The following is a 23,586-nucleotide window of genomic DNA, read 5'->3' on the forward strand; positions in this document are numbered from 1 at the left end:
AAGAGGTCGGGGGAGGAGCGGGCGCGGTGCGGCGCCGGCCGTTACGCGCCGATGAGCTTGGCGAACTTCTCCTCGTACGCCGTCTCTTCCTCGCTGGTGAGGGAGCGGAAGGCGTGGGACTTGGCGGTCATCGCCTTGTCCGGGACGATCAGCGTGTTCTCCGCGAGCTCGGCGTCGATCTTCGCGAGCTCGTCCTTGACGCCCTCGACGGGGCAGACGTAGCTGATGTACGCGGCGAGCTGGGCGGCGACCGGGAGCTCGTAGTAGTAGTCGATGAGCCGCTCGGCGTTGGCCTTGTGCCGGGCCTTGGCGGGGACCAGCAGGTTGTCGCTGGAGGTGATGTAGCCGGCGGCGGGGATCGCGAACTTGATGTCCGGGTTGCCGGCCTGGAGCTGGATGACGTCGCCCGCCCAGGCGAGGCAGGCCGCGAGGTCGCCCTTGTCGAGGTCGGAGGTGTAGTCGTTGCCCGTGAAGCGCCGGATCTGGTTCTTGTCGACGCCCTTCTGGAGCCGGCCCATCGCCTCGTCGAAGTCCGCGTCCGTGAAGGAGGAGGGGTTCTTGCCCTGGTCGAGCATGGTCATGCCGACGCTGTCGCGCATCTCCGTCAGGAAGCCGACGCGGCCCTTGAGGGACGGGTCGTCGAGCATCTGGGTGACGGAGTCGACCTTCTTGCCGTCCGTCGCCTTCTCGTTGTAGGCGATGACGGTGGATATGCCGGTCCAGGGGTAGCTGTACGCGCGGCCCGGGTCCCAGTCGGGGCTGCGGAACTGCGGCGACAGGTTGGCGTAGGCGTGCGGCAGGTGCGAGGCGTCGAGCTTCTGGGCCCAGCCGAAGCGGATGAAGCGCGCGGCGAGCCAGTCGGTGACGACGATCAGGTCCCGGCCGGTGTCCTGGCCGGCCGCGAGCTGCGGTTTGATCTTTCCGAAGAACTCGACGTTGTCGTTGATGTCCTCGGTGTACTTGACCTTGATCCCGGTCCGCTTGGTGAACTCCTCCAGCGTGGGACGGGACTTCTCGTCCTCGCTGGTGTCCATGTACTCGGTCCAGTTGGAGAAGTTGATCTCCTTCTCCTGCGCCGAGTGGTCGTCGGAGGCGGCGGCCGCGCCGCCCTCCCGCTTGGCGGGCGGGATGCCGCACCCGGCGAGGGTGGACAGGCCGCCGAGGGTGAGCGCTCCGACTCCGGAGGCGCGCAGCAGCGAGCGGCGGGTGAGGGCGCCGCGCCCACTGCCGAGGCTGCGCCGCATCGCGGCGAGTTGCGCCGCCGAGAGGCGGTCGGGCTCGTACTGCTCCATGCGCTGTGGCCTTTCGGGAGGTGGACCGCTGGTCAGGCGGTGATCGGTTATCGGTCCCCGAAGATCGTGCGGTGCCAGTCCTTCGCGGCTACCGCTGTGTTGTCGTACATCACGTGCTTGACCTGCGTGTACTCCTCGAAGGAGTAGGCGGACATGTCCTTTCCGTAGCCGCTCGCCTTGTAGCCGCCGTGGGGCATCTCGCTGATGATCGAGATGTGGTCGTTGACCCACACGCAGCCCGCCTTGATCTCGCGGGTGGCGCGGTTCGCCCGGTAGAGGTCGCGGCTCCAGGCGGAGGCCGCGAGTCCGTACGGGGTGTCGTTGGCCAGCGCGATGCCCTCGTCGTCGCTGTCGAAGGGCAGGACCACGAGGACGGGGCCGAAGATCTCCGACTGGACCACCTCGCTGTCCTGGGCGGCGCCGGTGATGAGGGTGGGCCGGTAGTACGCGCCGGCGGCGAGCTCGCCGCCCGGGACCTCGCCCCCGGTGACGACGGTGGCGTAGTGGCGGGCGCGCTCGACGAACCCGGCGACGCGGTCGCGCTGGGCGTGCGAGACCAGCGGACCGAGGTCGGTGCCGGGGGCGAAGGGGTCCCCGAGGCGGACGGTCTCCATCAGCTCGGCGACCCGGGCGACGAAGGCGTCGTGCAGGGGGCGCTGCACGTAGGCGCGGGTCGCCGCGGTGCAGTCCTGGCCGGTGTTGATCAGGGAGGCGGCCACGGCGCCGTGCGCGGCGGCCTCCAGGTCGGCGTCGTCGAAGACGAGGAAGGGGGCCTTGCCGCCGAGCTCCAGGTGCAGGCGCTTCACGGTGGCCGTGGCGATCTCCGCGACCCGCTTGCCGACGGCGGTGGAGCCGGTGAAGGAGGTCATCACCACGTCGGGGTGGCCCACCAGGTGCTCGCCCGCGTCGCGGCCGGCCCCGGTGACGATGTTGATCACGCCGTCGGGCAGGCCCGCGTCCTTGGCCGCCTGGGCGAACATCAGGGAGGTCAGCGGGGTGAGCTCGGCGGGCTTGAGCACGATGGTGTTGCCCGCCGCGATCGCCGGGAGGATCTTCCAGGCGGCCATCTGCAGCGGGTAGTTCCAGGGGGCGATGGAGCCGACGACCCCGATGGCCTCGCGGCGAACGTACGAGGTGTGGTCGCCCGAGTACTCTGCGGCGGCCTGCCCCTGGAGGTGGCGGGCGGCGCCCGCGAAGAAGGCGGTGTTGTCGATGGTGCCCGGCACGTCGAACTCGGTGGACAGTTTGATCGGCTTGCCGCACTGGAGGGACTCGGCGTGCGCGAAGTCCTCGGCCTGCTCCGCCAGCACGGCGGCCAGCCGGTGCAGGGCGTCGGAACGCTCGCCGGGGGTGGCGCCGGACCAGGCCGGGAAGGCGCGCTCGGCGGCGGCGACGGCCTCGTCGACGTCCGCGGTGCTCGCCAGCTCGTAGGTCAGGACCTCCTCGCCGGTGGCCGGGTCGACCACGGTGTGTGACCGGCCGGAGGTTCCGGCCCGGAGCTTTCCGTCGATGTACTGCGCGCCGTCCGCGAAGCGGTCCCTGACCTGGAAGCGGTTGCCCATCACGCTCTCACGCTCTCCGTAGCTACAGTTCGAGCTACAGCTCGAATTGAGTGCCGATCCTGACAGAGGCGGTGCCCTCGGCCAAGTGATTCCGTTGTTGCCTTTTGATTACGCGACGGAATCGGTCGACCATGTGTCGAGGCACGTCGAAAATCCCGTACGAAGTGTCAGTGGCGGGTGCCACACTCGCGTGCATGGAGATGATCGAGGACCTGATCAAGCAGGTCAGCCGTGGTGAGCGGGTGAAGTACCTGCCGTTCTGGGGGCACCGGGCGCGGCCCGACGGCAAGCTCGGTCCGAGCTGCCTGAGCCAGTGGTGGCCGTCCGCATTCACTGTCGGTGACGTCCGATATGCCACGGCCGAGCACTGGATGATGGCCGGCAAGGCCCGGCTGTTCGGGGACCCGGAGGCCGAGCGCGCCGCGGTGGAGGCGAAGAGCCCGGCCGAGGCGAAGAAGGTCGGGCGGCTGGTGCGCGGCTTCGACAACGCGGTGTGGGAGCGGGAGCGCTTCAGCCTGGTCGTCGAGGGCAGTGTGCACAAGTTCGGTTCCGACCCGGCGATGCGCGCCTACCTGCTGGGTACCGGGGACCGTGTGCTGGTGGAGGCGAGCCCGATGGACCGGATCTGGGGGATCGGGCTGGCCGCCGACGACGAGCGCGCCCTGGATCCGGCGCGCTGGCGCGGGCTGAACCTGCTGGGCTTCGCGCTGATGGAGGCCCGGGAGCGGCTGCGCGAAGGCGGCGCGTGACGAAACACCGCTGGTGGCGGCGGAGCCCCAGCCGGCGGTAATTGGCTGGCGGAGCCGGAAGGGCGCCGCATAACGTGTTCCTCGTCCAGGTGCGAAGGCGAGACCTACTTCGACTCCAGATCGGGCGGCCGCGGGTTCGAGTCCCGTCACCGGCTTCGGGCCGGTGTAGTTCAGTTGGCAGAGCACCTTGTGGTTTCGCCGGCCTTGTTCTCTCGACACCTACGTCACGCACCTCCCGGTGCGCAGGCTGCGGCTCCTTCTTTTGCAAAGAAAACCCAGGCCGCCGCCACCTTGATCTCGGGAGGCCGCGTGGGGGACGCCCGGTGCGCAGGCGACGGTTACTTCTTCTCATCAGCGGGTCGCGGGTTCAAGTCCCGCCCGGCTCCGGCCGGTAGCTCAGAAGATCAGAGCAGCTGACACAAGTCCGCCGCCGACTCCCGATCTCGGGCATCCTCCACGCAACGCCTCCCCCGCTTCCATCGAATTCGGGGGGATTCACATGGCTCGCTTCAACCTGCGCGCGCTCGTCAAGTCGGCGTCCGCCGCGCCCACTTCCCCGGTGCGCTCCACCGGACACGCCCGCACCGCCCAGGGCGGGCCGGGCCGTCTGCGCGATCCGCGCTCCGAACTCTTTCTGCTCGCCGTCGCCAACTTCGTCACGCAGCGCACCGCTTACGAGAGCGGTGAGGCGCGCGACGACCGCTTCGCCGCGCTCGTGCGTACCCTGGCCGTCGAGGACCCGGAGTGGACGGCCGGCCTGCTGGGCTGGCTGCGCGGGGACGCGAACATGCGCACCGCCTCCCTCGTCGGCGCCGCGGAGTACGTGAAGGCCAGGCTCGACGCGGGCGTAACCGACGGCCCGTCGAACCGCCGGGTCGTGGACTCCGTACTGCGGCGCGCGGACGAGCCCGGTGAACTGCTGGCCTATTGGACGGCCGCGTACGGGCGGGCGGTGCCCAAGCCCGTCAAGCGCGGGATCGCCGACGCCGTGCGCCGGCTCTATTCCGGCACCTCGCTGCTGAAGTACGACACCGACTCCAAGGCCTACCGCTTCGGTGACGTCCTCAACCTCGTGCACGCCTCCCCCGACCCCGACAAGCCTTGGCAGGGCGAGCTGTTCCGCTACGCCCTGGACCGCAGGCACAACCCGCAGACCGCGCAGGTCCCGGCGGGCGCCCGCACCCTCGCCGCCCATCGGGCGCTGATGGAGCTGCCGGTCTCCGAGCGGAGGGCCGTGGTCCTCGCGGCGGACGGCGCCGAGCGGCTCGCGGCGGCGGGCATGACCTGGGAGGCGCTGGCCGGCTGGCTGCAGGGGCCGCTGGACGCGGCCGCCTGGGAGGCGGTCATTCCGTCCATGGGGGCGATGGCGCTGCTGCGCAACCTGCGCAACTTCGACGAGGCCGGGGTCTCGGACGCGGTGGCCGCGCAGGTCGCCGCGAAGATCTCCGACCCGGAGGTCGTCGCCCGGTCGCGGCAGTTCCCCTTCCGCTACCTGGCCGCCTACCAGCACGCGCCCTCGCTGCGCTGGGCGTACCCGCTGGAGCAGGCGCTCGGCCACTCACTGGCCAACGTACCGGCGCTGCCGGGCCGCACGCTGGTCCTCGTCGACCGTTCCGGGTCGATGTGGTCCCCGCTCTCGGACCGCTCCCGCCTCAACCGGGCCGACGCCGCGGCCGTCTTCGGAGCGGCGCTGGCCCTGCGGGCCGAGCGGGCCGACCTCGTGCAGTTCGGGACGTCCAGCGAGGCGGTCCCCCACACCCGGGGCGAGTCCGTGCTGAAGGTGCTCGAACGGTTCGGGGACCTCGGCGGCACCTACACCGCCGAGGCCGTGAAGAAGCACTACCGGGACCACGACCGGGTGCTGATCGTGACGGACGAGCAGGCGGGCTCCTACGGCTACAGCGGGGACCCGACGGAGCACGTGCCGTCCGACGTGCCCGTCTACACCTGGAACCTGGCCGGCTACCGGGTGGGCCACGCTCCCTCGGGCAGCGGGAACCGGCACACCTTCGGCGGCCTCACGGACGCGGCCTTCCGGATGGTCTCGCTGATCGAGGGCGGCCGGAACGCCGACTGGCCGTGGCTTCAGACCCGTTCGTGAAGCCGTGAGTCCGAATACGGGCTCTCGCGGCGCGGGCCGTCGTCCCATCCGCCGTCGAGGAACGGGGCGAACATGGCGAACAGCATCAGGAGGCCCAGCGCGATGCCGACCGCGCCCAGGATGATGCCGGCCAGGGCCATTCCGCCGTTGTCGGCCTCGCCGCGGTTGGCCTTGCCCTTGCCCAGGGCGCCGAAGACGACGGCCCCGATCCCGAGCGCCACGGCTATGAAGCTGGTGATGCAGCCCACGACCGCGAGGATGCCGAGGACCAGCGAGGTGATGCCGAAGCCGTTGCTGGGCTGACGCCCGTACGGCGGGTAGCCGCCGGGGAACGGGTACCCCTGCTGGGCGGGGTACCCGGGATGGCCGGGATACCCGGGACCGGGATACCCCGCGTCGCCGGGGTATCCGTAGCCGGGCTGGGCCGCCGGATATCCGTACGCCGCCGGGGCGGGGCCGGCCGCCGGGGCGCTCGCGGCGGGACCGGACGTGCCGGGCCCGGGCCCGGCGGGGGTCGTCGTCCCGTCGCCGGGCATCCCGGCGAGCGTCGGCTGGTCGTGCACGGACGGCGGGCCCGACCCGCCCGATGTGCCGTGCGCGGCCTGCGCTTTGCCCAGGTCCACCACGGGCCGCTCGGGCGGCGCCCACGGGTCTCGCGGCTCGGGACTGCTGTCGTTCATACGGAGCCCCCCTCTCTCGTACGGCCATGCTAAGCGCTGCCACCGACCGTCACGGCCGTGCCTACGATGAGGGCGTCCTGCCCGCACCCCCGCCCGTCCGGAGGCACCCCCATGACCGACCTGCACCCCTTCATCGCGGGGCTGCCCAAGGCCGAGCTCCACGTCCACCACGTCGGCTCGGCCTCCCCGCGCATCGTGGCCGAGCTCGCCGCCCGGCACCCCGACTCCAAGGTGCCCACCGACCCCGACGCCCTCGCCGACTACTTCACCTTCACGGACTTCGCCCACTTCATCGAGGTCTACCTGTCGGTCGTCGACCTCGTCCGCACCCCCGAGGACGTACGGCTGCTGACTTTCGAGGTCGCCCGTGACATGGCCCGGCAGAACATCCGCTACGCCGAGCTGACCATCACCCCGTACTCCTCCACCCGCCGCGGCATCGAAGAGAAGGCCTTCATGGAGGCCATCGAGGACGCCCGCAAGGCCGCCGAGAAGGAACTCGGCGTCATCCTGCGCTGGTGCTTCGACATCCCCGGCGAGGCCGGCCTCGAAGCCGCCGCCGAGACCGCGCGGCTCGCCGTGGACCTGCGCCCCGAGGGCCTGGTCTCCTTCGGCCTGGGCGGACCGGAGATCGGCGTTCCGCGCCCGCAGTTCAAGCCGTACTTCGACGCGGCCCGGGCCGCCGGCCTGCACAGCGTGCCGCACGCCGGCGAGACCACCGGCCCGGAGACCGTCTGGGACGCCATCCGCGACCTGGGCGCCGAGCGCATCGGCCACGGCACGAGCTCCGTCCGGGACCCGGAGCTCCTCGCCCACCTCGCCGAGCACCGCATCGCGCTGGAGGTCTGCCCGACCTCGAACATCGCCACGCGCGCGGTGACCGACCTCGACCGGCACCCGGTCAGGGAGATGGTCGCGGCGGGCGTGCTCGTCACGATCAACAGTGACGACCCGCCGATGTTCGGCTCCGACCTCAACAACGAGTACGCGGTGGCCGCGCGCCTCCTCGACCTCGACGAGCGCGGGCTCGCGCAGCTCGCGAAGAACGCCGTCGAGGCCTCCTTCCTGGACCCGGCCGGCAAGGAGAAGCTCAACGCGGAGATCGACACGTACACCGGGCAATGGCTCGCGCGCTGAACTCCCCCGAGAATGGGGCCCATGCGCACCCTGACTGCCATCGGCCACCGCGGCGATCCCTACCGCATCCGTGAGAACACCCTTCCCTCGATCCGCTCCGCCTTCGCCCGCGGGGCGGACGCGGTAGAGGTCGACGTACGGCTGACCCGCGACGGGGTGCCCGTCCTCCTCCACGACGAGTCGCTCCAGCGGCTGTGGAACCACGACGTGCGGCTCGACGAGATCTCGGCCGCACAGCTCAAGGAGCTGACCGGGGGCGCCGTTCCGACGCTGCGCGACGCGCTGACGGCGGCCGGGGCGGGCCGGCTGATGCTCGACCTCCCCGGCGCCACGCCCGAGGCGGTCCGCACCGTCGTGGGCCTGGTCCGCGAGTGCGGAGCGCGCGAGCGCACGTTCTACTGCGCGGGACCGGGGTCGATGCTGGTGCTCCGCGCGGCCGATCCCGGCGCGGAGATCGCGCTGACCTGGACCACGCTCTCGCCGCCCCGGCGGGTCCTGATCGACGCGGTGGCGCCGCGCTGGCTCAACTACCGCTTCGGGCTGGTGAGCCGGGAGCTGGTGGACGCGCTGCACCGGGACGGCCTGCTGGTCTCGGCCTGGACCGCCGACACCAGGCGGACGATGAAGGGGCTCATCGCGGCGGGGGTCGACGCGATCACCACGAACCGGATGGACGCGCTGACGTCCGTGCGGGCCGAGTTCGGCCGCTGACAGCCGCGCTGGACGGAAGGGTCCGGCGCCCGCGCCGGGCCCGGCCGTGGGTCGTGGACCTGGGCCGCAGCGGCCGGGTCGTGCCGCAGGCCCAGCTGGAGGCACACCTGGAGGCATGTTCACGGTGCCGGGCGTGAAGGACTTCGAACGCGGGAAGCCGGCGGCGATGGCGGCCGGCCTGCCCGGGATCGTCCTGCCGGACGGCACGGTGGTCTGGGGCAGGGCGGGCAGCCGGCACGGCTGCACCACCGCGATGGGCGCGACCCGGGACCTCTCCAACACCTCGGTCCACTCGGTGAACGCGACGGACGCCGAGGGCCAGGACGTGAACCCGGTGGCCCTCGGCATCGTCATGGCGGCGTTCACGAGGTAGTCGCGGTCTCCAGCCGTTGGATCATGCGGCGCAGGATCAGGAGGGGGAGCACCCCGAAGACGCCGAACGACATGTCGATGACGCTCCACCAGAAGGGGATGCCGCGGATCGGCCCGCAGATCAGGGCGAGGGGGATCACTCCGACGCAGGCGATCATGCCGGCCTCGACGATCCAGATGTTGCGGACGGGGTCGCGGTACACGCCGTAGAAGAAGACGGCGATCACGAGGTGGGCGAAGGCGAGCCAGTCGGTTCCGTACAGGAGGAAGGGGTAGTCGGCGTCGGCCCCCTCCAGCCCTTCGCCCACCCGTCGCAGCCATATGTTGTCGACCAGGGCGTTGCCCCAGCGGACCTCGCTGACCAGGGGGGAAGGCCGTGAGGCCGCTGAGCACCAGGCAGACGACGAAGACGATCAACCAGGCACGGATCCTGCGCTCGAGGGCGCTTGTCTCGCTCATGGAAGAAGCCTACGCAAGTTTCTGAACACGTTCAGCCAGATCACTGAACATGTTCAGTTCTGTGTCCGGACCGTGATCAGAGCCCGACGATCCCTTGTCGTCCGAGCCCGCCAGCACCTCCCGGGCCGCCGGGACGGGGCAGACGTACTTCACGGAGGCGGCGAGCTGCGCGGCCACCTGCGGGTCGTAGTAGTGGTCGACGAGGGCATTGGCCTTGTGCCGGGCCAGGTTGGGCACGAGCAGGCTCTCGGCCCAGAGTTCGCCGCCTTCTTCGGGGACCACGAACTCGATGTCCGGGTTGTCGGCCTGCAGCATGGGCACAGCCTCGGCGAACGCGGAAGGGGCGGGCAATGGACATGTTGTCCACCGCCCGCCCCTTCAACGCTCTGCTGTGATCGATGCGGCCGATCAGCCGTCGAGCGAGGTCATCACGTGCTTGATGCGGGTGTAGTCCTCGAAGCCGTAGGCGGAGAGGTCCTTGCCGTAGCCGGACTTCTTGAAGCCGCCGTGCGGCATCTCGGCGACGAGCGGGATGTGGGTGTTGATCCACACGCAGCCGAAGTCGAGGTTCTTGGACATGCGCATCGCCCGGCCGTGGTTCTTGGTCCACACGGAGGAGGCGAGGGCGAACTCGACGCCGTTGGCGTACTCCAGGGCCTGGGACTCGTCCGTGAAGGACTGGACGGTGATGACGGGGCCGAAGACCTCGTTCTGGATGATCTCGTCGTCCTGCTTGAGGCCGGAGACCACGGTCGGGGCGTAGAAGTAGCCCTTCTCGCCGACCTGGTGACCGCCCGCCTCGACCTTGGCGTGGGCGGGGAGCCGCTCGATGAAGCCCGCGACCTGCTTGAGCTGGTTCGGGTTGTTCAGCGGGCCGTACAGCACGTCCTCGTCGTCAGGCGCGCCGGTCTTGGTGTCGGCGGCGGCCTTGGCGAGCGCGGCCACGAACTCGTCGTGGATCGACTCGTGCACGAGCACGCGGGTGGCGGCGGTGCAGTCCTGGCCGGCGTTGAAGTAGCCGGCGACCGCGATGTCCTCGACGGCCTTCGGGATGTCGGCGTCCTCGAAGACGACGACCGGGGCCTTGCCGCCCAGCTCCAGGTGGACGCGCTTGACGTCCTTGGAGGCGCTTTCGGCGACCTGCATGCCCGCGCGCACCGAGCCGGTGATCGAGGCCATCGCCGGGGTCGAGTGCTCGACCATGGCCCGGCCGGTCTCGCGGTCACCGCAGATGACGTTGAAGACGCCCTTGGGCAGGACCGAGTCGATGATCTCCGCCATCAGGACGGTGGAGGCCGGGGTGGTGTCGGAGGGCTTGAGCACGACCGTGTTGCCCGCCGCGATGGCCGGCGCGAACTTCCACACGGCCATCATCATCGGGTAGTTCCACGGCGCGACCTGGGCGCACACGCCGACCGGCTCGCGGCGGACGATCGAGGTCATCCCGTCCATGTACTCGCCGGCCGAGCGGCCCTCGAGCAGGCGGGCCGCACCCGCGAAGAAGCGGATCTGGTCCACCATCGGCGGCAGCTCCTCGCTGGCCGTGAGGCCCAGCGGCTTGCCGGTGTTCTCCGACTCCGCGGCGACGAGCTCGTCCGCGCGCGCCTCGAAGGCGTCCGCGATCTTCAGCAGCGCCTTCTGGCGCTCGGCGGGGGTGGTGTCGCGCCAGCCCGGGAACGCGGCCGCGGCGGCGGCCATGGCGGCGTCGACATCGGCCTGGCCCGAGAGCGGGGCGGTCGCGTACACCTCGCCGGTGGCGGGGTTGACCACCTCGGTGGTGCGCCCGTCGGCGGCGTCCTTGAACTCCCCGCCGATGTAGTTGCGCAGACGACGCAGTTCGGTGGTCACTACAGCCACACTCCTGATCACATGTCCAACGATTGAGACGAATACCAAGCCTAGCCTCTCGGCGGAGGCTTTCGACAGACCCGAAGGCCACCACCTACGAAATCAGTGAGATCAGCATCGTCAAACAACGGATTTCATTGATTCCGTCTTGCGGAACAGACGACTCCTCGTGCACAGTGGGCTCGTGGTCAGTCGAAGCGCAGATTCCAGGAACAGACAACCGTCCCCTTCGGTCGATGCTGTGTCCCTGGCGATCATCGAGCAACTGCAGGAGGACGGCCGCCGTCCTTATGCGTCGATCGGCAAGGCCGTCGGCCTGTCGGAGGCGGCTGTGCGCCAACGCGTGCAGAAGCTGCTCGACCAGGGCGTCATGCAGATCGTCGCCGTCACCGACCCGCTCACCGTGGGCCTGCGCCGTCAGGCCATGGTCGGCATCAACGTCGAGGGCGACCTCGACCCGGTGGCCGACGCGCTGACCGCGATGGCCGAGTGCGAGTACGTCGTGATGACCGCGGGGTCGTTCGACCTGATGGTGGAGATCGTCTGCGAGGACGACGACCACCTGCTCGAAACGATCAACAAGAAGATCCGCACGCTCCCCGGCGTGCGATCAACCGAAAGCTTCGTTTATCTGAAGCTGAAGAAGCAGACCTACATGTGGGGAACTCGATAGCCCGTGAGCCAGGACCTCTCCAAGACCGCCTACGACCACCTGTGGATGCACTTCACCCGCATGTCGTCGTACGAGAACGCACCCGTCCCCACCATCGTGCGTGGTGAGGGCACCTACATCTTCGACGACAAGGGCAAGCGCTACCTCGACGGTCTCGCCGGACTGTTCGTGGTCAACGCCGGTCACGGCCGCAAGGAGCTGGCCGAGGTCGCCTTCAACCAGGCGCAGCAGCTCGCCTTCTTCCCGGTGTGGTCCTACGCCCACCCCAAGGCCGTCGAGCTCGCCGAGCGCCTGGCGAACTACGCCCCGGGCGACCTCAACAAGGTCTTCTTCACCACCGGCGGCGGCGAGGCCGTCGAGACCGCCTGGAAGCTGGCCAAGCAGTACTTCAAGCTCCAGGGCAAGCCCACCAAGTACAAGGTCATCTCACGCGCGGTCGCCTACCACGGCACCCCTCAGGGCGCCCTGTCGATCACGGGTCTGCCGGCCCTCAAGGCTCCCTTCGAGCCGCTGGTGCCCGGCGCGCACAAGGTGCCGAACACCAACATCTACCGCGCCCCGATCTACGGCGACGACCCCGAGGCCTTCGGCCGCTGGTGCGCCGACCAGATCGAGCAGCAGATCCTCTTCGAGGGCGCCGACACCGTCGCGGCCGTCTTCCTGGAGCCGGTGCAGAACGCCGGCGGCTGCTTCCCGCCGCCGCCCGGCTACTTCCAGCGGGTCCGCGAGATCTGCGACGAGTACGACGTGCTCCTCGTCTCCGACGAGACGATCTGCGCCTTCGGCCGCCTCGGCACGATGTTCGCCTGTGACAAGTTCGGCTACGTGCCGGACATGATCACCTGCGCCAAGGGCATGACCTCGGGCTACTCCCCGATCGGCGCCTGCATCATCTCGGACCGCCTCGCGGAGCCGTTCTACAAGGGAGACAACACCTTCCTGCACGGCTACACCTTCGGCGGACACCCGGTGTCCTCCGCGGTGGCCATCGCCAACCTCGACATCTTCGACAAGGAAGGCCTCAACCAGCACGTGCTGGACAACGAGGGCGCCTTCCTCAAGACGCTGCAGAAGCTGCACGACCTGCCGATCGTCGGCGACGTCCGCGGCAACGGCTACTTCTACGGCATCGAGCTCGTCAAGGACAAGGCCACCAAGGAGTCCTTCACGGACGAGGAGACCGAGCGCGTGCTCTACGGCTTCCTCTCCAAGGCGCTCTTCGAGAACGGCCTGTACTGCCGGGCCGACGACCGCGGCGACCCGGTCATCCAGCTGGCGCCGCCGCTGACCGCGGACCAGGGCACCTTCGACGAGATCGAGGGCATCCTGCGCACGGTGCTCACCGAGGCGTGGACCAAGCTCTGAGCAGGCTGTGAACAGTCTGCGGTAGTCCGATCACACGGCCCGGATCCTTCGTTCGAGTGAGAACACGGGGGTCCGGGCCGTGTGCTGTCACCATCCAAGCGGTTCATCTCTTTACATCTCAGTGCGGCGCCAGTGACCGAAAGGGCTCCGTTTCGTTCCCTCGGACGGAGGTGTACGCCATGGTGGCCCCACCGGACAATGCCCCGCCGGACAATGACGTTCTCTGGGCGCGGTCCCTGCACTACGCGCACGGCGGTGCCCCGGCCCTCGTCGGTGTCTCCCTCGGAGTCCGCCAGGGTGAGATCGTGGCCCTGACCGGAGCCCGCGGCAGCGGCAAGACGACGCTGCTGCGGTGCCTGTCCGGGCAGCTGCTGCCCACCGAGGGCGAGGTCTGGTTCAACAGCGTCCCCGTGCACACCATGGGGGACCTGTCCCGTGAACGGCTGCGCCGCGACCGCTTCGGCTGGCTCGGTCCCGAACCCCAGCTGCTGCCCGAGCTGAAGGTCTGGGAGAACGCCGCCCTGCCGCTGCTGCTCACCGGGGCCTCCCACCGCAGCGCCAAGCACGCCGCCTGCGAATGGCTCGACCGCCTGGACATCGGCGCCTTCGCCCGCAAGCGGCCCGCCGCGCTCAGCCGCGCCGAGTGCCAGCGGGTCGCCCTGGCCCGTGCCCTGGTCACCGTGCCCTCGGTGATCTACGCCGACGAGCCCACGGCACCGCTGCACCGGACCGACCGGGCCCTGCTGCTGCGGACGCTGACCACCGCGGCCCGCTCCCACGAGATCACCGTGCTGCTGGCCACCGACGACGGGGCCACCGCGGCCGTCGCGGACCGTCGCCTGACCTTGGTCGACGGCCGCCTCGCCGGGGCCGGCGACACCTCCGCGCTCCCCGACACCCCGGAGGGCCAGGCCGCGTGCTCGCTCTCCGCCTAGCCCGCGGCTCCCGGCCCGCCGTGCAGCTGCGGCGGCTGTTCGTCGCCGCCGCCTCCGCCGGGACCGGCTTCCTGCTGCTGTACGTACTCGCCGAAGCCGTGGACCGCCCTGCCGGATCGTTCCCTCGCCTGCTGTGGGCGCTGGTCCCGCTGGCCGCGACGGTCCACTTCGCCGTCGCCGTCGCCCGGGCCGACCCCGCGACCCGCCCCCGCGAGGGGCTGGACGCCGCCGGGCTGGGACCCGTACGGCTGACCCTGGCCGCCGCCATCTCCACGGCCGTCGCCTGCACCCTGGGCAGCGCCCTGGCCCTGGCCGTCTTCCTCCACCTGCGCGGGGACCTCGCCGGCCTGCCGTTCGACGGCTCCGGCGCCCGGCTGCTCCACGCCGAGCAGCCGCTGCCCCTGGCGGCCGCCCTCACCCTGCTGGCCCTCGTACCGGTGACCGCGTCGGCCGCCACCGTGCTCGCGCTGCGTCCGCACCGGCCGCTGGCCCCGCAGACCGCTCTGCCCTGGGGCATCGCAGTGACCGCCTGCGGGCTCGCCGTCGAGGCCTACGCCGGCCGGGACGGCGGCGGGGTCCTCGCCGGCTGGGTGCTGACCGCCGTCGGGCTGGCCCTCGCCGGGCCGGGTCTGGCCTACGCCTGCGGCAGCCTGGTCCAGGCCGGGCGCCCGGGCGCGCTCCGGCTGCTGGCCGGGCGGTACCTGCAGGAGGAGGCCTCCCGGATCGGGGCGCCGCTGGGCGTGCTGTGCTCCGTGGCCGCCGGGGCCCTGACCGCCCTGGCCCTGCGGGACCGGGGCGGGCTGCACGTTCCGCTGGGGCCGATGGCCTGGCCGGCCGCAGCCCTGGTGGCGCTGTGCGCCGCCGCGACCCTTCTCACATCCGCGGTGGAGGGCCGCCGGAGCTGGGCCGCCGGGCGGGAGACCATGCTCGATCTGGCAGCTCCCGCAAGGGTCCTGCGGACGGCGGCGGGCCTGCGGGCCACCGCGCTCGTGGCCGTGTGCGCTCCGCTCAGCTGGGGTGTGGCACAGCTGACGTCGCTGGCGCTGACCCGCTGAGGCACACAGCCCTTAGGGTGGGCCGAATGGTCAACGCAGACATCGAGATCGAGACGCTCGCCGAATTCGACCAGGTCGTGGCACGCGGCTCGCTCAGCGGCTACCGGATCCAGTCGGTCAACCTGCTGGAGCGGACCTTCGCGCTGCTGGCCGCCGACACCTCGGCGGCCGTCTTCCTGGGCTGCGCGATGGAGCCCGATGCCTCGGCGAAGGTCCGCGCGGACGGCGCACTGGTCTTCCCGCCCGTTCCGGACCTGCCCTTCAACCCGTACCGGGGCCTGCTCTACTCGCCGGAGGAGCTCTTCGACGGGCTGCCCGACGGGTACGAGGCCACCCCGGACGCCGGGGCGTACGCCTGGTTCCAGGAGACCGCGACCGACCGCGACGTCTTCTCCTCGATGCTGCGCTCCGTGCACGACGACGCCATCTCCGACGCCCTCGACGAGCATCTCGCCGCCGCCCGCGTGGTGGGCGTGATGGGCGGCCACGCCATGTCCCGGGGCAGCGCCGACTACCGCGGTGCGGCGGAGCTGGGCCGGGCGCTGACCCGGTCCGGGCTGACCGTGGCCACGGGCGGCGGACCCGGCGCGATGGAGGCCGCGAACCTCGGCGCCTACTTGGCGCCGGCTCCGGACGAGGCCCTCGCGGAGGCCCTGGAGCTGCTGGCCAAGGCCCCGTCCTTCGAGCCGTCGGTGTCCGACTGGGCGCGCGCGGCCTTCGCCGTAAGGGACCGCTGGCCCGGCGGCGGCGACTCGGTGGGCATCCCCACCTGGTTCTACGGTCACGAGCCGCCGAACGCCTTCGCCGCCCGCATCGCGAAGTACTTCGCAAACGCCACGCGCGAGGACGGGCTCCTGGCCCGGTCAACGGCGGGCGCGGTGTTCCTGCCCGGCGCGGCCGGCACCGTCCAGGAGATATTCGACGCCGCGACGCCGAACTACTACGGGTCCCGGGGCGAGCCGGCGCCGATGGTCCTGGTCGGCCACACCCACTGGACCCAGCACCTCCCGGCCTGGCCCCTGCTCCGGGCACTGGCCCGGGGCCGGGCGATGGAGTCGCGGATCGCGCTCGTCGACTCGGTGGACGAGGTCCCCGGCGTGCTCGCCTCGATGTGCTGAGCCGGGCTTTCGACGAACTGAGCTGCGGAGGCAACTTCCGGGCCGATATCCGCGTCTGGCAGAGGTACCGCAAAACCTGCCAGACGTGAACGGAGCCATCGGTGCTCATAGGCCTGCTGACCGCTGTCGCGGCATCCATCTGCTATGGCACGGGATCCGTGCTGCAAGCCGTCGGATCGCGCCGCGCCGCCCGGATGTCCCCGACCGCGGCCGGGGTGACCGCCCACGGCGGCCCCAACCTCTCGTCCACCGCGAAGGCGGCGATGACGTGGGAGTTCATCGTCGGCACGATCCTGGACTTCGTCGGCTTCGGGCTCGGCGCCCTCGCCGCCCGCCTCCTCCCGCTGTTCCTGTCCCAGACGGTGATCAGCGCCAACCTGGTGATCACGGCCGTGCTGAGCGTGAAGATGCTGGGCATCCGGCTGAGCCGCAAGGAATGGGCCTCGATCGGGGTCGTCTGCACCGCGCTGGTTCTGCTGGCGACTGCGGCGGGCCACGAGGGCGGCCACCACGCGCCGATGTCCACGCACTGGTGGCTGCTGGGGATCACCACGCTGCTGATGGTCGGCGGCACGGTGGCCGTCCGCCTCCTCGGCGGCGGCGCCGCGATCCTGGCGGGCCTGCTGTCGGGTCTGGGCTTCGGCGCGCTCGGCGTCGGCGTGCGGATCCTGGACGGCGTCGACCCGTTCGACCTCGGCACCCTCCTCACCGACCCGGCCCTCTACGCCATCCTGCTGGCCGGCATCGGCGGTATGTACCTGCACACCATCGCCCTGCAGATCGGCTCGGTCAACGGAGCCACCGCGGCCCTCGTCGTCGGCGAGACGGTGCTCCCCGGCGCGATCGGAGTGCTCTGGCTCGGCGACGCGTCCCGCCCCGGCCTCGCCTGGCTGGCGGTCGCCGGTTTCGTCATGGCGGTGACCGGAGCCGTGGCGGTCGCCTGGTACGGCAAGCATGAGGGCGCCGAGGAGGATACGGCGGCCCCGGTACCGCAGCCGGTCGGCTGAACCCCGGCCGGGCGGCTGAACCCCGGCCGCGCGGCGCCGCCGCCCCGCTCCCTCACCCGGTCGGCCGTCCCCCGCTGGTGACGCGGCGGCGGCCGGCGCTTGCTGGACCGGGGGAGAGAGCGAGGGGTTCATGGAGCCCACGACCGATCGGCTGAAGACGCCGCGCGCGGCCGGAATGGCCGGTGTCGCCTTCGCCCTGCTGCTCGGTGCGGCGATCGTCCTGATGCGGATCTCCGTTCCGGCCGGCGACGCCGCCGACGCGACCATCGACCCGGACCGCCGCTGGGCGGTCCAGCTGGCCCTGCAGATCGTGCCGTTCGCCGGCATCTTCTTCCTCTGGTTCATGGGCGCCCTCCGCGCGCACACCGGTGAGGCCGAGGACCGGTTCGTCGCCACCGTGTTCCTCGGCAGCGGCTTCGTGTTCGTCGCCACTCTCTTCGCCGCCGCCGCGGCGGCCGGCACCGTGCTGAACGAGGAGACGCCCTCCGACTTCGGCCGCCACTACGCCTACACCCTGCTCGCGACGTACGCCATGCGCATGGCCGCGGTCTTCGTCCTCGCGACCTCGATGATCGGGCGGACGCTCGGCGTCTTCCCCCGGCCGCTGGCCATGCTGGGCACCCTCGTCGGCCTGGTCCTCATCGTGGCGGGCTCCGGCGTCCCCTGGTCCGAGCTGCTGTTCCCGGCCTGGGCTCTGGTCATCAGCCTCTACATCCTGCGCGTCCGGCGCACGGCCTCGCCCGCGGACCGCTCCGGGCCGCCCCTGAACCCCTCCTGACCTGGCGGTCCGTGCTCCGGCAGGCGGCCCCCGGGTACCGCGTGCATGCTGGTGGACAAGGGAGGAACCGGGGGTGGCCGGGGGCGACGGGGATCAACGGCCGAGGGAAAGGCAGATCCGTCATGAGGCTTGTCGTCGACCTCAACCGCTGCCAGGGATACGCCCAGTGCGCATTCCTCGCTCCCGACGTCTTCGCCATGCACGGCGACGAGTCGCTCCTCTACAACCCGGAGGCGGCTGCCGAGCAGCGTGAGAACGTCGCCCGCGCCGTGGCCGCCTGCCCCGTCGGCGCGATCCTCCTCGAACTCACCGACGAGGACCTGGCAGGCATGGTGTCCCAGGACGCCGTGGCCGGGGCCGGCGCCGGTTCCGGAGGTTCACGGTGACCGGTGAACGCACACGGGACGGCGCCTTGGAGCACCTCAAGCGCAAGGGACGCATCGTCGTCGTCGGTGCGTCCCTCGCGGGTCTTCGGGCCGCCGAGACCATGCGCGACAAGGGGTTCGCCGGTTCGCTCACGATGATCGGCGACGAACCCCACGAGCCGTACGACCGGCCCCCGCTGTCGAAGCAGGTACTGCTGGGCAACGCGGTGGCGGACCACACGGCGCTCCCCCGCCGCCGGGCGATCGACGCCGACTGGCGGCTCGGAGTCCCCGCGACGGGCCTGGACATGGCCGCCCGCCGGGTCCGGCTCGGCAACGGCGACGAGGTCGAGTACGACCGGCTGCTGATCGCCACCGGTGTCCGCGCCCGGCCCTGGCCCAACCCGGAGGAGGGCGAGCTCGAAGGGGTCTTCGTCCTGCGCACCCGCGACGACGGCGAACGACTGCAACGCGCCCTCGCCGCCCGTCCCCGCCGGGTGCTCGTCATCGGTGCCGGGTTCACCGGGTCCGAGATCGCCTCCGCCTGCCGGGAACGCGGCCTGAAGGTGACCGTCGCCGAACGCGGCTCGGCGCCGCTGGTCGGCGCCCTCGGCGGGGTGATCGGCGAAGTGGCGGCCGAGATGCACCGCGAGCACGAGGTCGACCTGCGCACCGGCGTCATGGTCACCTCGCTGGAGGGCGATCCGGCGGGCCGGGTCCGCGCCGCCCACCTCTCCGACGGCTCCACCGTGGAGGCCGACGTGGTGGTCGTCTCCCTCGGCGCGCAGCGCAACACCGAGTGGCTCGCCGGGTCCGGACTGGGCGCCGGGCCCCGGGGCATTGCCTGCGACGCGGGCTGCCGGGCCTTCGACGTCCGGGGCATCGTCACCGACGACATCTATGTGGCGGGTGACGTGGCGCGTTCCCCGCACGCCCTGTTCGGCTACCAGTTCCTGTCCCTGGAGCACTGGGGCAACGCCGTCGCACAGGCCGACACCGCCGCGCACAACATGCTCAGCGAGAGCGCGGACCGTCGCCCCCACCTGTGGGTGCCGGCCTTCTGGTCCTCTCAGTTCGGCGTGAACATCAAGTCGGTCGGAGTGCCGCCGATGGGGACCGAGATCCTCATCACCCAGGGCTCGCTGGTCGAGCGCCGGTTCGCGGCCGTCTACGGGTACCAGGGGCGGGTGATCGCCGCCGTGACCTTCGACAACTGTCGCTGGCTGCCGTTCTACGAGCAGCAGATCGAGAGCACCGCGCCGTTCCCGCCCCCGTTCTCCACCGTGGACCGCAGGCCGGAGGGGAACAAGCCGGTGCCGGCGGACTTCCCCGACCCCTCGGTGCCGACCCACGGCCCGACCATCACCCTCAGCGGCTACTCGCCGGCCGACCGGAAGATGACCTTCACCCCCGGGCGCTGACCGCGCCGCGACCGCCCCCGAGGATCACGAGGACCCGTCATGACACAAGCCCTCCTGCGGGAGATCATCGACTACGCGAACCGGGCCAATCCGTACCCGCTGTACGAGGAGCTCCGCAGGACCCCGGTGTCCCACGACGGGAACGGCCCGTACGTCATCAGCACGTACTACGAGATCCACAGCCTGCTGCACGACCCCCGGATCAGCTCCGACTCGCGCAACCTGAAGGCGACCGGTGACGATCCGCTGGGGCAGTCCGCCGACGACGAGGGGACGGCCCTGCCCCCCTCCTTCCTCAAGCTCGACCCGCCGGACCACGACCGCCTGCGGCGCATGACGAACCGGCCGTTCGGGCCGCCGCACACCCCGCGCCGGGTGCACGACATGCGCGACGAGCTCGACGGCCTCGTCGCCGGGCTCATCGACGGCATCGCCACATCCGGCGACCTGGACCGGGTGGACCTGGTCGACCAGTTCGCGTACCCCTTCCCGGTCACGGTGATCTGCCGGCTGCTCGGGGTGCCGCACGAGGACGAACCGCGCTTCCACGTCTGGGCGGAGACCCTCGCCGCCAGCCTGGACCCCGACCCGGACGCGGACCCCGCCCAGCGGGGCAAGGGCACCACGGACGCCCGGATGGAGCTGGGCATGTACCTGGCCGGGCTGATCGAGGAGCGGCGCAAGAACCCCGGCGACGACATGCTGTCCCAGCTGGCGACGGCGGACGGCCCGGACGGCTCGATGACCACGATGGAGGCGCTCAGCACCTCCGCGCTGCTGCTGATCGCGGGCCACGAGACCACGGTCAACCTCATCACCAACGGCATGCTGACCCTGCTGCGCCACCCGGAGGTCCTCAAGCGGCTGCGCGAGGACCCCGGTCTGTCGGTCCCGATCGTGGAGGAGCTGCTGCGGTACGAGCCGCCGGTGCAGCTGCTGCCGCAGCGCACCACGCTCTCCGACATCGAGGTCTCGGGGGTCACCATCCCCAAGGGCGCCTCCCTGTGGCTGATGCTGGCCTCCGGCAACCGCGACCCGAAGCGCTTCGAGAACCCGGACCGATTCGACCCGGACCGCAAGGACATCCAGCACCTCGGGCTCGGCAGCGGCATCCACAGCTGCTTCGGGGCGCCGCTGGCCCGGCAGGAGGCGCAGCTGGCGCTGAGCGAGCTGGCCCGCCGGCTGGTGAACCCGCGGCTGCTGGAGGACCCGCCGCCGTACCGCCAGAACGCGGTGCTGCGCGGCCCCCGGCACCTGCCGATCGCCTGCGACGGCGTCCTTGCGAAGGCCGCCTGAGCCGGGCTAGCGGTTGCCCGGAGGGAGGACCACGACCTCGGAGGGGGCAAAGGCCACCGCGACCCGGTCGCCGACGGCCGGAGCCCCCGCCAGGCCGCACTCGGCCTCCAGGACCGGGCCGCCCTCCGGCCGCAGCAGCAGGGCGACATGGGTGCCGCGGAAGGTCCGGGAGACCACCTCGCACCGCAGGCCCGCCGCGCGGAGCACCACTCCCGCCGGGCGGATCAGCAGCCGCTGCTCCCCCTCGGGGGAGCCGGCCGGGACCGGGACCTCGCCCCAGGCGGTCGCCGCGACCGCTCCCGTCACCGTCGCCGGGACGACGTTGTCGAAGCCGAGGAAGCGTGCCACGAACTCCGATGCGGGCCGCTGCCACACCTCCAGCGGCGTCCCGGCCTGCGCGATCCGGCCGTCCCGCATCACCACGACCCGGTCGGCCAGGGCGAAGGCCTCCCCCTGGTCGTGCGTGACGGCCAGGACCGTCGTCCCCAGCCGCGAGAACAGCCCCCGCAGCTCGACCACGAGCCGTTCCCGCAGCCCCCGGTCCAGCTGTCCGAGCGGTTCGTCGAGCATCAGCAGCCGCGGTGACGGCGCCAGCGCCCGGGCCAACGCCACCCGCTGCTGCTCGCCGCCGGACAGGGAGGCCACCGCCCGGCCCTGGGCCCCGGGGAGCCCGACCAGGTCCAGCAGCTCCGCGACCCGGGCGGCGTACGAAGCGCGCCCGCCGCCGCGCATCCGCAGGCCGAAGGAGACGTTCGCGCCGACGTCGCGGTGCGGGAAGAGCTGGTGGTCCTGGAACATCAGGCCCACACCCCGCCGGTGCACGGGGACGCAGGCCTGGTCCGCCCCGCCCAGCAGCACCCGCCCCCCGGACACCTGCTGGAGCCCGGCGACGACCCGCAGCAGCGTGGACTTCCCGCTGCCGCTCGGGCCCAGGACGCACACGGTCTCGTGCTCGGTCACCCCCAGGTCCACGGAGTCGACGACCGCGCGCTCACCGAAGCGGACCGACACCCCTTCCAGCTGAAGCAGTGTCATCAGAACTCTCCGGAGGTCTTGTCGGGTCGCAGTCGCTCCAGCACCAGCAGGGACACCGCGCACACCAGCATCAGGATCGTGCTCAGGGCCATGGCCTGCCCGTAGTTCAGCTCGCCGGCCCGCCCCAGCAGCCGCGCCACGGCCACCGGCAGCGTCGGCCGGTCGGGCCGCGCGATGAAGACGGTCGCGCCGAACTCCCCCAGCGACACGGCGAAGGCGAACCCGGCCGCGATCAGCAGCGCCCTGCGGACCAGCGGAAGGTCCACCTCCCGCCAGGCGCGCAGCGGTGACGCGCCGAGCACGGCGGCGGCCTCCCGGAGCCTCCCGTCGATCGCGCGCAGGACCGGGAGCATGGTCCGTACGACGAAGGGCACGCCCACCAGCGCCTGCGCCAGCGGCACCAGGATCCACGAGGTCCGCAGGTCCAGCGGCGGCTCGTCCAGGGTGATCAGGAAGCCGAAGCCGACCGTCACGGCGGACACGCCGAGCGGGAGCATCAGCATCGCGTCGAAGCCCCGGACGAAGCGGCCCCCGCGCCGGGTCAGGGCGGCGGCCGCGAGTCCCCCGACGGCCAGGGCGATCGCGGTGGCGGCGAGCGCGTACTGCAGGGAGTACCAGATCGCCTCCAGCGGCGGCACCAGGAAGGTTCCGCCGCCGGCGCCGGCGTCCTGCAGGGCCCGGTAGTAGCCGAGGCCGTAGCCGCCGGGGGTGTCGAAGGACCGCTCGACGAGCACGGCCAGAGGCGCCACGATCAGCAGCCCGACGGTCAGCAGGACGCCGCCCAGCAGGGTGCGCTGCGCCCAGCCGCGCGGCCGGTGCGTGGTGCGGCCCGGGTCGACCAGGCGCAGCGCGGTCTCGCGCCGGCGCACGGTCCAGGCGTGCAGGGCGAGGATCGCGCCGATCGCGGCGAACTGCACGAGCGTCAGGACGGCGGCCGTCGACAGGTCCAGGAGCTGCGCGGTCTGCCGGTAGACCTCCACCTCCAGGGTGGAGTAGGCGGGTCCGCCCAGGATCAGGACGACGCCGAAGGAGCTGAAGGTGAAGAGGAACACCATCAGGGAGGCCGCGGCCACGGCCGGGGCCAGCGCCGGCAGCGTCACCTTGCGCCAGGCGGCGAACCGGCCGGCGCCCAACACCCGCGCGGCCTCCTCCTGGCGCGGGTCGAGCTGGGCCCACAGCCCGCCGACCGTGCGGACGATGACGGCGTAGTTGAAGAAGACGTGCGCCAGCAGGATCGCCCAGACGGTGGTATCGAGCCGGACGTCCGCCAGTTCGTCCAGCAGTCCGCCGCGCCCGAGCAGCGCGAGGAAGGCGGTGCCCACGACCACGGTCGGGAGCACGAAGGGAACGGTCACCACGGCACGCAGCAGCTGCTTGCCGGGGAACTCGAAGCGCGCGAAGACGTACGCGCCGGGCAGTGCGATCAGCAGTGTGAGGACGGTGGAGGCGAGCGCCTGCCAAGTGGTGAACCACAGCACGTCGGCAATGTCGGGCCGGGCCAGCACCTCGCCTAGCCGGCCGAACTGCCAACCGGTGTCGGTTTTGAGGCCGCGGCCCACGATTGCGGCGACGGGGTAGGCGAAGAACAGCCCGAAGAAGGCGAGGGGGACGGCCATCAGGGCGAGGC

21 protein-coding genes and 2 pseudogenes are annotated in these 23,586 nt (G+C 71.6%); 15 read left to right on the plus strand and 8 right to left on the minus strand.

The window, feature by feature from the left end; all coding sequences use genetic code 11:
• Nucleotides 1-41 precede the first annotated feature (41 nt).
• Together ACZ3X1_RS10825 and ACZ3X1_RS10830 are read right to left on the minus strand one after the other, a co-directional pair.
• Nucleotides 42-1,292 carry a polyamine ABC transporter substrate-binding protein gene (locus ACZ3X1_RS10825; protein ID WP_467278694.1) on the minus strand — a complete coding sequence of 417 codons (1,251 nt, stop codon included), beginning with the start codon at nucleotides 1,290-1,292 and terminating at the stop codon, nucleotides 42-44.
• 47 nt (nucleotides 1,293-1,339) lie between these two features.
• On the minus strand, nucleotides 1,340-2,854 hold the full coding sequence (locus tag ACZ3X1_RS10830; RefSeq protein WP_467279489.1) for a gamma-aminobutyraldehyde dehydrogenase: 1,515 nt from the start codon (nucleotides 2,852-2,854) through the stop codon (nucleotides 1,340-1,342).
• Between the two features lie 194 nt (nucleotides 2,855-3,048).
• Here ACZ3X1_RS10830 and ACZ3X1_RS10835 point away from each other — a divergent pair, with 194 nt between their 5' ends.
• Nucleotides 3,049-3,603, plus strand: coding sequence for an NADAR family protein (locus ACZ3X1_RS10835; RefSeq protein ID WP_356813338.1), 555 nt, complete (start codon nucleotides 3,049-3,051; stop codon nucleotides 3,601-3,603).
• A 499-nt stretch (nucleotides 3,604-4,102) separates the two neighbouring features.
• Nucleotides 4,103-5,704, plus strand: a complete 1,602-nt coding sequence (locus ACZ3X1_RS10840; RefSeq protein ID WP_467278696.1) for a TROVE domain-containing protein — start codon at nucleotides 4,103-4,105, stop codon at nucleotides 5,702-5,704.
• Here ACZ3X1_RS10840 and ACZ3X1_RS10845 read toward each other — a convergent pair.
• Nucleotides 5,689-6,384 (minus strand): DUF4190 domain-containing protein, encoded by a 696-nt coding sequence (locus ACZ3X1_RS10845; RefSeq protein WP_467278698.1) that lies wholly within the window; start codon nucleotides 6,382-6,384, stop codon nucleotides 5,689-5,691. The genes ACZ3X1_RS10840 and ACZ3X1_RS10845 overlap by 16 nt on opposite strands.
• Nucleotides 6,385-6,495: 111 nt before the next feature.
• On the opposite strand from ACZ3X1_RS10845, the gene ACZ3X1_RS10850 reads away from it, so the two are divergent.
• The 3 genes from ACZ3X1_RS10850 to ACZ3X1_RS10860 all read left to right on the plus strand — a co-directional run bounded on the left by ACZ3X1_RS10850 (nucleotide 6,496) and on the right by ACZ3X1_RS10860 (nucleotide 8,605).
• A complete protein-coding gene (locus tag ACZ3X1_RS10850) occupies nucleotides 6,496-7,521 on the plus strand; it encodes an adenosine deaminase (protein ID WP_362624527.1) in 1,026 nt (341 codons plus the stop codon).
• A 12-nt stretch (nucleotides 7,522-7,533) separates the two neighbouring features.
• Nucleotides 7,534-8,232: a glycerophosphodiester phosphodiesterase gene (locus ACZ3X1_RS10855; RefSeq protein ID WP_467278702.1), complete on the plus strand. Its 699-nt coding sequence runs from the start codon at nucleotides 7,534-7,536 to the stop codon at nucleotides 8,230-8,232.
• A 115-nt stretch (nucleotides 8,233-8,347) separates the two neighbouring features.
• Nucleotides 8,348-8,605, plus strand: a complete 258-nt coding sequence (locus ACZ3X1_RS10860; RefSeq protein ID WP_467278703.1) for a hypothetical protein — start codon at nucleotides 8,348-8,350, stop codon at nucleotides 8,603-8,605.
• Here the strand turns inward: ACZ3X1_RS10860 and ACZ3X1_RS10865 are convergent.
• The 3 genes and pseudogenes from ACZ3X1_RS10865 to ACZ3X1_RS10875 form a co-directional block, all read right to left on the minus strand.
• Nucleotides 8,595-9,063 (minus strand): annotated as a pseudogene (locus ACZ3X1_RS10865) (hypothetical protein). The gene ACZ3X1_RS10860 and the pseudogene ACZ3X1_RS10865 overlap by 11 nt on opposite strands.
• Before the next feature lie 66 nt (nucleotides 9,064-9,129).
• Nucleotides 9,130-9,408 (minus strand): annotated as a pseudogene (locus tag ACZ3X1_RS10870) (ABC transporter substrate-binding protein); the annotation flags it as partial.
• A gap of 63 nt (nucleotides 9,409-9,471) precedes the next feature.
• A complete protein-coding gene (locus tag ACZ3X1_RS10875; protein WP_356813345.1) occupies nucleotides 9,472-10,911 on the minus strand; it encodes a gamma-aminobutyraldehyde dehydrogenase in 1,440 nt (479 codons plus the stop codon).
• Between the two features lie 169 nt (nucleotides 10,912-11,080).
• On the opposite strand from ACZ3X1_RS10875, the gene ACZ3X1_RS10880 reads away from it, so the two are divergent.
• From ACZ3X1_RS10880 to ACZ3X1_RS10925, 10 genes are all read left to right on the plus strand, one after another.
• Nucleotides 11,081-11,584, plus strand: coding sequence for an Lrp/AsnC family transcriptional regulator (locus ACZ3X1_RS10880; protein ID WP_030651035.1), 504 nt, complete (start codon nucleotides 11,081-11,083; stop codon nucleotides 11,582-11,584).
• A 3-nt stretch (nucleotides 11,585-11,587) separates the two neighbouring features.
• Nucleotides 11,588-12,949 carry an aspartate aminotransferase family protein gene (locus ACZ3X1_RS10885; RefSeq protein ID WP_356813346.1) on the plus strand — a complete coding sequence of 454 codons (1,362 nt, stop codon included), beginning with the start codon at nucleotides 11,588-11,590 and terminating at the stop codon, nucleotides 12,947-12,949.
• 179 nt (nucleotides 12,950-13,128) lie between these two features.
• Nucleotides 13,129-13,884 (plus strand): ABC transporter ATP-binding protein, encoded by a 756-nt coding sequence (locus ACZ3X1_RS10890; protein ID WP_467278711.1) that lies wholly within the window; start codon nucleotides 13,129-13,131, stop codon nucleotides 13,882-13,884.
• Nucleotides 13,866-14,939, plus strand: coding sequence for a hypothetical protein (locus ACZ3X1_RS10895; protein ID WP_467278714.1), 1,074 nt, complete (start codon nucleotides 13,866-13,868; stop codon nucleotides 14,937-14,939). Before ACZ3X1_RS10890 ends, ACZ3X1_RS10895 begins: the two co-directional genes overlap by 19 nt.
• Nucleotides 14,940-14,965: 26 nt before the next feature.
• Complete coding sequence (locus ACZ3X1_RS10900) at nucleotides 14,966-16,057, plus strand: LOG family protein (RefSeq protein WP_467278717.1); 1,092 nt, start codon at nucleotides 14,966-14,968, stop codon at nucleotides 16,055-16,057.
• A 101-nt stretch (nucleotides 16,058-16,158) separates the two neighbouring features.
• Nucleotides 16,159-17,064, plus strand: coding sequence for a DMT family protein (locus ACZ3X1_RS10905; RefSeq protein WP_356813350.1), 906 nt, complete (start codon nucleotides 16,159-16,161; stop codon nucleotides 17,062-17,064).
• A 130-nt stretch (nucleotides 17,065-17,194) separates the two neighbouring features.
• The gene (locus tag ACZ3X1_RS10910) at nucleotides 17,195-17,842 is read left to right on the plus strand and encodes a hypothetical protein (protein ID WP_356813352.1); all 648 of its coding nucleotides are present in this window, start codon (nucleotides 17,195-17,197) and stop codon (nucleotides 17,840-17,842) included.
• Nucleotides 17,843-17,964: 122 nt separating this feature from the next.
• A complete protein-coding gene (locus ACZ3X1_RS10915) occupies nucleotides 17,965-18,228 on the plus strand; it encodes a ferredoxin (protein WP_390076185.1) in 264 nt (87 codons plus the stop codon).
• A complete protein-coding gene (locus ACZ3X1_RS10920; protein ID WP_467278724.1) occupies nucleotides 18,225-19,628 on the plus strand; it encodes an NAD(P)/FAD-dependent oxidoreductase in 1,404 nt (467 codons plus the stop codon). The genes ACZ3X1_RS10915 and ACZ3X1_RS10920 overlap by 4 nt, the downstream gene beginning before the upstream one ends.
• A gap of 39 nt (nucleotides 19,629-19,667) precedes the next feature.
• The gene (locus tag ACZ3X1_RS10925; protein ID WP_390076181.1) at nucleotides 19,668-20,924 is read left to right on the plus strand and encodes a cytochrome P450; all 1,257 of its coding nucleotides are present in this window, start codon (nucleotides 19,668-19,670) and stop codon (nucleotides 20,922-20,924) included.
• A 6-nt stretch (nucleotides 20,925-20,930) separates the two neighbouring features.
• Here ACZ3X1_RS10925 and ACZ3X1_RS10930 read toward each other — a convergent pair whose 3' ends face one another.
• Both ACZ3X1_RS10930 and ACZ3X1_RS10935 read right to left on the minus strand, forming a co-directional pair.
• Nucleotides 20,931-21,959 (minus strand): ABC transporter ATP-binding protein, encoded by a 1,029-nt coding sequence (locus tag ACZ3X1_RS10930; RefSeq protein WP_467278728.1) that lies wholly within the window; start codon nucleotides 21,957-21,959, stop codon nucleotides 20,931-20,933.
• Nucleotides 21,959-23,575 carry an ABC transporter permease gene (locus tag ACZ3X1_RS10935; protein ID WP_467279492.1) on the minus strand — a complete coding sequence of 539 codons (1,617 nt, stop codon included), beginning with the start codon at nucleotides 23,573-23,575 and terminating at the stop codon, nucleotides 21,959-21,961. Before ACZ3X1_RS10935 ends, ACZ3X1_RS10930 begins: the two co-directional genes overlap by 1 nt.
• Nucleotides 23,576-23,586 lie beyond the last annotated feature (11 nt).

The sequence above is a fragment of the Streptomyces sp. NPDC023541 genome (assembly GCF_055559995.1).